The organism is Nocardiopsis synnemataformans, assembly GCF_965343085.1.
Lineage (GTDB): Bacteria > Actinomycetota > Actinomycetes > Streptosporangiales > Streptosporangiaceae > Nocardiopsis > Nocardiopsis alborubida.
Genome location: NZ_CBDRFA010000139.1, coordinates 1 through 7,497, shown reverse-complemented (window position 1 = coordinate 7,497; position 7,497 = coordinate 1). Strand labels below are relative to the sequence as shown.

The window sequence follows — 7,497 nt, the reverse complement described above, 5'->3', positions numbered from 1 at the left end:
CCCCCTCCGTCACCCCGGAGCCCTTCGAGCACCGGCGGCCGCCCGCGACGGCCGGGACCGGGGCGGAGGGCTCCGCCAGCGGCTATCCTGCCTCGTCGAAGCCGGGCAGGGCGTCCAGCGCCCCGCCCCACTCCAGCAGGCGCACGGTCGTCTCCTGTAGTGCCCGGGCGCCCGTCACCCGCAGGTCGGTGTCCCGCGAGGCGGTCAGCCACAGGTGGGCGCGCGCGGCCGCCTGCTCCAGCCCCGCGGCGTAGGCGTCGACGGCCTCGTCGCCGTACTCCTCGGCGACCGGGTAGGAGGCCAGCGCGGGCGGCGGGTCCACGCCCCGCTCCACCGCGGCCGCGTGCAGCGCGTCGCGCAGCGCCTTGTGCTCGTGGGCGGTGCTTCCCGCGTGGTCGCGGCGGTCCTCGTCCTCGGCGGCCCCGCCGATGAACTCGTACCCGTACACGGCCGCGTGTTCGGCGCGCAGCGCCTCGGCCAGCGCCTGGGGGCCGGGGTCCGGCTCCTCACCGGTGGACGCGGGGCTCTCGGTCAACTTGCTACCTGCCTTCCGTCTGGGGGCGTGCGCCGCTACCGCTCCTGGGCCAGCAGGTGGGCGTGCCCCGCCTCGCACGCGCCGATGGCACTGATCAGCTGCGCCAGCGCGGAGTCGGTGACGGCACCCGCCTGGTCCAGCCGGGCGCCGGTCGCCGCGGCCTCCAGCACGCGCAGCGCCGCGGTCCCCGGCGCGGCCTCCGGAACGGGGGCCTCCTCGGGGGAGGAGGGGGCTCCCGATGGCTCGGGGGAGGGGGAAGGGGCGTCCTCGGGGAGGGACTCCAGCAGCGCGTCCAGGTGGGACAGGTGGTGTTCCAGGAACCGCTCCAGCAGCTCCACCGGACCCGTCCCCTCGGCGACGGCGGCCTCGTAGCGCGCGATCATCCGCTCCTTCTCCCGGACCACCGCGCGCAGCACGTACACGTCCGGGGTCACGTCGGAGGGGTACCACTCAGCACCGCCACACCCGGCCAGGCCCACGGCGCCCACAGCGGCCGTCGCGCCCAGCACCGTGCGACGGCTGACACGGCCGATCCCCACGCGCTCTCCCTCCCGTGCGGTGCGGGCCGCCCGCGGCGACCCCCCGGCCCCCCATCCTTCCACGTCCCGTACCGCGCGGGGGACGCCGCCGCGTGGGCACGCCCCGGAGGGCACTCGCCGACGCGCCCCGGCCACCGACGGCGACCTGGAGGGGTTCCGGGTGTGGATACCCTTGCAGCACAACCGCCGTCGCACGCGACGCGCGGTCGGCCCGTGTCCCCGCACCAGGGGCGGGCCGCTGAAGTCGAAGACTACGTACAGAGCTGGACCGCCCCGTACACCGGCCCGACGGCCGCGCGGGCGGGATCTTCGCCGTTGGAGGAGCAGGACCACATGGGAGCGCAGGCGCGCGAGGAGCGCATCGCCGAGCTGCTGGAGCCGGTACTGGCCGAGGCCGGACTGGACCTGGAAGCCGTCGAACTCACACCGGCTGGCAAGCGACGGGTGCTGCGCGTGGTCGTGGACTCCGACAACGGGGTCGACCTGGACACGGTCGGCGAGGTCAGCCAGGAGGTGAACACCCTGCTGGACTCCTCCGACGTCATGGGCGCGCAGCCCTACGTCCTGGAGGTCACCTCGCCGGGGGTGGACCGCCCGCTGACCCAGCCGAGGCACTGGCGCCGCTCCCGAGGCCGCCTGGTGATCGCCTCCCTCGCCGAGGGCGGCAAGGTCACCGGGCGCGTCACCGGCGCCGACGACGACGGGGTCACCCTGGACGTCGAGGGTCAGCCCCGCACCTTTACCCACGCCGAACTCGGCAAGGGCAGGGTCCAGGTGGAATTCCGCCACGATGCCGACACCGACGCGGCGGACTAGAGGGGGAGCCCCGTGGATATTGACATGAGCGTTCTGCGCAGCCTGGAACGCGAGAAGGACATCTCCGTCGAACTCGTGGCCAAGGCCATCGAGGACGCGCTTCTGATCGCCTACCACCGCGAGGAGGGCCCCGAGAAGCGGGCCCGCGTCGAGCTCAACCGCTCCACCGGCCACGTGACCGTGTGGGTGGCCGAGACCGACGAGGACGGCGAGTCCGTCGGCGAGTTCGACGGCACCCCCACCGGGTTCGGCCGCATCGCGACCTCCACCGCCAAGCAGGTCATCCTCCAGCGTCTGCGCGACGCCGAGGACGAGCTGACCCTGGGTGAGTTCGCCGGACGCGAGCACGACATCGTCTCCGGCATCATCCAGCAGGGCAAGGACCCCCGCAACGTGCTGGTGGACCTCGGCAGGATCGAGGCGGTCCTGCCCCCGCAGGAGCAGGTGCCCACCGAGACCTACACCCACGGCGAGCGCCTGCGCGCCTACGTCGTGCAGGTCCGCAAGGGCCACCGCGGCCCCTCGGTCACCCTCTCGCGCACGCACCCCAACCTGGTGCGCAAGCTCTTCGAGCTGGAGGTCCCCGAGATCGCCGACGGCACCGTCGAGATCGCGGCGATCGCCCGCGAGGCGGGTCACCGCACCAAGATGGCCGTCCACTCCAACCGCGGCGGGGTCAACGCCAAGGGCGCCTGCATCGGCCCGCTCGGCAGCCGCGTCCGCAACGTCATGGCCGAACTCCACGGGGAGAAGATCGACATCGTCGACTACTCCGAGGACCCGGCCGTGTTCGTCGCCAACGCCCTGTCCCCGGCGCGGGTCAACTCCGTGGAAATCCTCGACATGGCCTCCCGTGTCGCCCGCGTGGTCGTGCCCGACTACCAGCAGTCCCTCGCGATCGGCAAGGAGGGCCAGAACGCCCGTCTGGCCGCGCGTCTGACCGGCTGGCGCATCGACATCCGCTCCGACGCCGAGCCCGCCGGGGAACCGGACCGGGAGGACGCCGTCGAGGGCGACGACACCGCCGCGACGGGCTGATCGGGTCGCGCGCATGCCTCGACGCGATAGGGTGGACCATGGCGGTCCCGACCGCCCCGTGCGTACGTGCGTGGGGTGTCGGTCGCGGGCAGTCCAGTCCGACCTCGTGCGGCTGGTGGCCGAGGGCACGGTCATCACGCCCGACACCCGGGGTCGTCTTCCGGGGCGCGGCGCCTACCTGCACCGCGATCGGCGGTGCTTCGAGCTCGCCGAACGCCGCAGGGCCTGGTCACGCGCCTACCGGAGGGGAGCGGACGCCAACGGGTGGGACGTCTCACCCGTGGCGGCCCTGATCGACGCCGCCCCGCGTGGCGGATCGGGTCAGCGTTCCCGATAGGGTTGGAATGTCTGGGCCGACTTCTGGGTTGTACAGACCGAGGTCGGCGTCCAGTGCTGTGTCGGCACGGAGAAGCCGGCCCATTGTTGTGTAGCGATGAGGAAGCAGGTCGAGATTGCGATGAGCGCCTGATGAGTACGCAGCGATGAGTAACTCGAGCTAACGACGGTCCGGCACAAGCCCATGTCCCGGACCGAAGCTGAAGGAGAGTAGTGGCGAAGGTCCGGGTATATGAACTCGCCAAGGAGTTCGGTGTAGAGAGCAAGGCCGTTCTGGCCAAGCTCAACGAGATGGGTGAATTCGTCCGTTCGGCGTCCTCGACCATAGAGGCCCCCGTCGTACGACGCCTCCAAGAAGCTTTCAACAACGGTTCCGACGGCGGTCGCAAGGGTTCGGCTCCCAAGCCCGGCCCGCGTCCCGCCGCGGAGAACGCCGCCCCGAAGCCGGGTCCGGCGCCCAAGCCCGGCCCCCGGCCGGCTCCCGCGCCCAAGCCCGCCCCGCAGGGCGAGGCTGCTCCGCAAGGTGAGGCTGCTCCGCAGAGCGAGCCCGCTCCGCGAGTGAACGCGCCCAAGCCCGGCCCCAAGGCTCCCCGTGGCGAGGCCGGCGCCCGCCCCGGCGGCGCCCCCAAGCCCGGCGCCCAGGCCGGTCCCGCTGGCCGTCCCGAAGGCGGACGCCCCGAAGGCGGACGCCCCGAGGGTGGTCGTCCCGAAGGTGGACGCCCTGAGGGCGGACGTCCCGAGGGTGGCCGTCCCGAGGGTGGTCGCGCCGAAGGCGGTCGTTCCGAGCGTCCTCAGCGTGGCGGTGACCGCCCCGAGCGCGGCGACCGTCCGCAGCGTGGCGGCGACCGTCCCGAGCGCGGCGGGCCCCGTCCCGGTCCGCGTCCGTCCGGTCCCCGTCCGGGCAACAACCCGTTCGCGTCCAACGCCTCCGGCATGGGCTCCAAGCCGGCCGCCCCGCGGCCCGGTGGCGGCGCTCCGCGTCCGGGTCCGCGTCCCGGCCCGCAGGGCGGCGGCGACCAGCGCGCTCCCCGTCCGGGTGGCGGCGCCCCGCGGCCCGGTGGCGGCGCTCCGCGTCCGGGTCCGCGTCCCGGCCCGCAGGGCGGCGGCGACCAGCGCGCCCCGCGTCCCGGCGGCGCCGCGGGCGCTCCGCGTCCGGGCGGTGCCGCGGGTCCCCCGCGTCCCGGTCCCCGGCCCGGAGGTCCGCGCCCCAGCCCGATGAACATGCCCTCGTCCCGTCCGGCCGCGCCCGCGGGTGGCGGTCGCGGCGGTGGCGGCGGCCGTCCCGGCGGCGGCGGTGGCCGTGGTCGCGGGGGAGCCCCCGCGGGTGCCGGCCCGCGTCCCGGTGTCGGTGGCGGCGGCGGTCGTCCGGGTGGCTTCGGTGGCCGTCCCGGCGGCGGTGGCCGCGGTCGCGGCGGCGGTACGGCCGGTGCGTTCGGACGCCCCGGCGGCCGTCCCGGACGTGCCCGCAAGTCCAAGAAGCAGCGGCGCCAGGAGTTCCACGACTTCCAGGCCCCGTCGTTCGGCGGCGTCAAGATCCCGAGCGGCAACGACCAGACCATCCGTCTGTCCCGCGGCGCCTCGCTGTCGGACTTCGGTGACAAGATCGACGTCAACCCGGCGTCGCTCGTCCAGGTCATGATGCACATGGGTGAGATGGTCACCGCGACCCAGTCCCTTCCGGACGAGACCCTGATGCTGCTGGGCGAGGAGCTCAAGTACAGGATCGAGGTCGTCAGCCCGGAGGACGAGGACCGCGAGCTGCTGGAGTCCTTCTCCATCGAGTTCGGCGAGGACGAGGGCACCGCGGAGGACCTGCGTCCGCGTCCGCCGGTGGTCACCGTCATGGGTCACGTCGACCACGGTAAGACCCGACTGCTGGACACCATCCGCAAGACCAACGTCATCAGCGGCGAGGCCGGCGGTATCACCCAGCACATCGGTGCCTACCAGGTCGCCACCGAGGTGGACGGCGAAGAGCGCAAGATCACCTTCATCGACACCCCGGGCCACGAGGCGTTCACCGCCATGCGTGCCCGCGGCGCGAAGGTCACCGACATCGCGGTGCTGGTCGTGGCGGCCGACGACGGCGTCAAGCCGCAGACGGCCGAGGCCATCGACCACGCCAAGGCGGCCGAGGTGCCGATCGTGGTCGCGGTCAACAAGATCGACGTCGAGGGCGCCGACCCGCAGCGGGTCCGCGCGCAGCTCACCGAGTACGGCCTGGTGGCCGAGGAGTACGGCGGCGACGTCCAGTTCGTGGACATCTCCGCGCTCAAGGGCGACAACATCGAGACCCTGCTCGAGTCGATCGTGCTGACCTCCGACGCCGCGCTCGATCTCCAGGCCAACCCGGAGATGGACGCGCAGGGTCTGGCCATCGAGGCCTACCTGGACCGCGGTCGCGGTTCCATGGCCACGGTGCTGGTCCAGCGCGGCACGCTCAACGTCGGTGACTCGATCGTCTGTGGTGACGCCTTCGGCCGCGTCCGCGCCATGCTCGACGAGCACGGCCAGAACGTGCAGAGCGCCGAGCCGTCCCGTCCGGTGCAGGTGCTGGGTCTGACCAACGTTCCCAGCGCCGGTGACAGCTTCCTGGTCGTCAAGGACGACCGGGTGGCGCGGCAGATCGCCCAGCAGCGTGAGGCGCGCGAGCGCTTCGCCCAGCAGGCGCGTTCGGCCCGCCGGGTCACCCTCGACAACTGGCAGAACGCCCTGAAGGAGGGCGAGCGCTCCGAGCTGCTCCTCCTCATCAAGGGCGACATGTCCGGTTCCGTCGAGGCGCTGGAGGAGTCCCTGCTCAAGATCGACGCCGGTGGCGACGAGGTGAGCATCCGGGTCATCGGGCGCGGTGTCGGTGCGATCACGCAGAACGACATCAACCTGGCGGCCTCCGCCGAGGCGATCATCGTCGGCTTCAACGTTCGGCCCGAGGGCAAGAACAGCGAGCTGGCCGACCGCATGGGCGTGGACATCCGGTACTACTCGGTGATCTACCAGGCCATCGACGAGGTCGAGGCCGCGGTCAAGGGTCTGCTCAAGCCGATCTACGAAGAGGTCCAGCTCGGCAGCGCGGAGATCCGCGAGGTCTTCAAGGTGCCCAAGATCGGCAACATCGCCGGTTCGATCGTCCGCAGCGGCCTGATCCGCCGCAACGCCAAGGCGCGGCTCATCCGCGACGGGGTTGTCATCTCCGAGAACCTCAACGTGGACTCCCTGCGTCGGTTCAAGGACGACGCGACCGAGGTCCGCGAGGGCTTCGAGTGCGGTATCGGCGTCGGTTACAACGACGTGCGTGTCGAGGACGTCATCGAGACGTACGAGATGCAGGAGAAGCCCCGCGTCTGATCCTCGCGGAGCATGACCAGACGGGGCCCCGGCCGTGCGGCCGGGGCCCCGTGTTTCACGCCGCAGCCAGCGGCACACGACTCCACACACCACAGGTGATCACTTGTACGTTGGGGCGCTGACCCTGGACGTCCTTCTCGGTGACGTCCACTCGCTCAAACAGAAGCGTTCGCTGGTCCGACCCGTCATCGCCGAGCTGCGCCGCAAGTTCTCGGTCTCGGTCTCCGAGGCGGGCGATCAGGACCTGTACCGCCGCGCCAAGATCGGTGTCGCGGTGGTCGCGCCGACGGCGGCGCACGCCCGGGAGCTGATGGACTCCTGCGAGAGCTTCGTCGCGGGCCGTCCCGAACTGGAGCTGCTCTCCGCCAGGCAGCGGCTCTTCAACGAAGAGGAAGACTGACGATGGTTGACGCCGCACGCGCGCGCAAGATCGCCGACCGCATCCAGCGCATCGTCGCCGAGATGCTGGACCGGCGTATCAAGGACCCGCGCCTGGGATTCGTCACCGTGACCGACGCGCGCATCACCGCCGACCTGCGGGACGCCACGGTGTACTACACGGTGTTCGGCACCCCGGACGAGAAGGCCGCCTCCGCGGCCGCCCTGGAGAGCGCCAAGGGCGTGATCCGCAGCGAGGTGGGACGCCAGACCGGCATCCGGCACACGCCGAGCCTGACCTTCGTCGTCGACGAGGTGCAGGAGAACGCCCAGCACATCGAGGAACTGCTGCTCAAGGCGCGCCAGTCGGACGCGGAGCTGGCCGAGAGGGCCAGCGGCGCCCAGCCCGCAGGCGAGGCCGACCCCTACCGGGCGCCCCGCGAGGACGAGCGCGACGAGGACGAGTAACACCCCCGGCGGGGGGGGGGGGAAGGGGGGAACACCCCCCCC

General features: G+C 72.4%; 8 protein-coding genes. 6 read left to right on the top strand and 2 right to left on the bottom strand.

Features of this window, described 5'->3' with window-relative positions:
* Positions 1–82: 82 nt before the first annotated feature.
* Both ACSIH6_RS38800 and ACSIH6_RS38795 read right to left on the bottom strand, forming a co-directional pair.
* A complete protein-coding gene (locus ACSIH6_RS38800) occupies positions 83–535 on the bottom strand; it encodes a ferritin-like domain-containing protein (protein ID WP_435113789.1) in 453 nt (150 codons plus the stop codon).
* Between the two features lie 35 nt (positions 536–570).
* A complete protein-coding gene (locus tag ACSIH6_RS38795) occupies positions 571–1,074 on the bottom strand; it encodes a hypothetical protein (protein WP_435113787.1) in 504 nt (167 codons plus the stop codon).
* A gap of 333 nt (positions 1,075–1,407) precedes the next feature.
* Between ACSIH6_RS38795 and rimP the strand changes: the two genes are divergently transcribed.
* The 6 genes from rimP (at position 1,408) to rbfA (ending at position 7,455) form a co-directional block, all read left to right on the top strand.
* Positions 1,408–1,890, top strand: a complete 483-nt coding sequence (gene rimP, locus ACSIH6_RS38790; protein ID WP_013154602.1) for a ribosome maturation factor RimP — start codon at positions 1,408–1,410, stop codon at positions 1,888–1,890.
* A gap of 24 nt (positions 1,891–1,914) precedes the next feature.
* The gene (nusA, locus tag ACSIH6_RS38785; protein ID WP_061079868.1) at positions 1,915–2,928 is read left to right on the top strand and encodes a transcription termination factor NusA; all 1,014 of its coding nucleotides are present in this window, start codon (positions 1,915–1,917) and stop codon (positions 2,926–2,928) included.
* Between the two features lie 58 nt (positions 2,929–2,986).
* Positions 2,987–3,265, top strand: coding sequence for a YlxR family protein (locus ACSIH6_RS38780; RefSeq protein WP_167403300.1), 279 nt, complete (start codon positions 2,987–2,989; stop codon positions 3,263–3,265).
* A gap of 212 nt (positions 3,266–3,477) precedes the next feature.
* Positions 3,478–6,609 carry a translation initiation factor IF-2 gene (gene infB, locus ACSIH6_RS38775; protein WP_435113784.1) on the top strand — a complete coding sequence of 1,044 codons (3,132 nt, stop codon included), beginning with the start codon at positions 3,478–3,480 and terminating at the stop codon, positions 6,607–6,609.
* Positions 6,610–6,712: 103 nt separating this feature from the next.
* Positions 6,713–7,009, top strand: coding sequence for a DUF503 domain-containing protein (locus ACSIH6_RS38770; protein WP_435113782.1), 297 nt, complete (start codon positions 6,713–6,715; stop codon positions 7,007–7,009).
* 2 nt (positions 7,010–7,011) lie between these two features.
* The gene (gene rbfA / locus ACSIH6_RS38765) at positions 7,012–7,455 is read left to right on the top strand and encodes a 30S ribosome-binding factor RbfA (RefSeq protein WP_061079864.1); all 444 of its coding nucleotides are present in this window, start codon (positions 7,012–7,014) and stop codon (positions 7,453–7,455) included.
* The last annotated feature ends 42 nt before the right edge of the window (positions 7,456–7,497 follow it).

Coding starts and splice junctions, on each gene's coding strand:
- rbfA (WP_061079864.1), top strand. CDS start 7,012: ATGGTTGACGCCGCACGCGCGCGCAAGATCGCCGACCGCATCCAGCGC.
- nusA (WP_061079868.1), top strand. CDS start 1,915: ATGAGCGTTCTGCGCAGCCTGGAACGCGAGAAGGACATCTCCGTCGAA.
- rimP (WP_013154602.1), top strand. CDS start 1,408: ATGGGAGCGCAGGCGCGCGAGGAGCGCATCGCCGAGCTGCTGGAGCCG.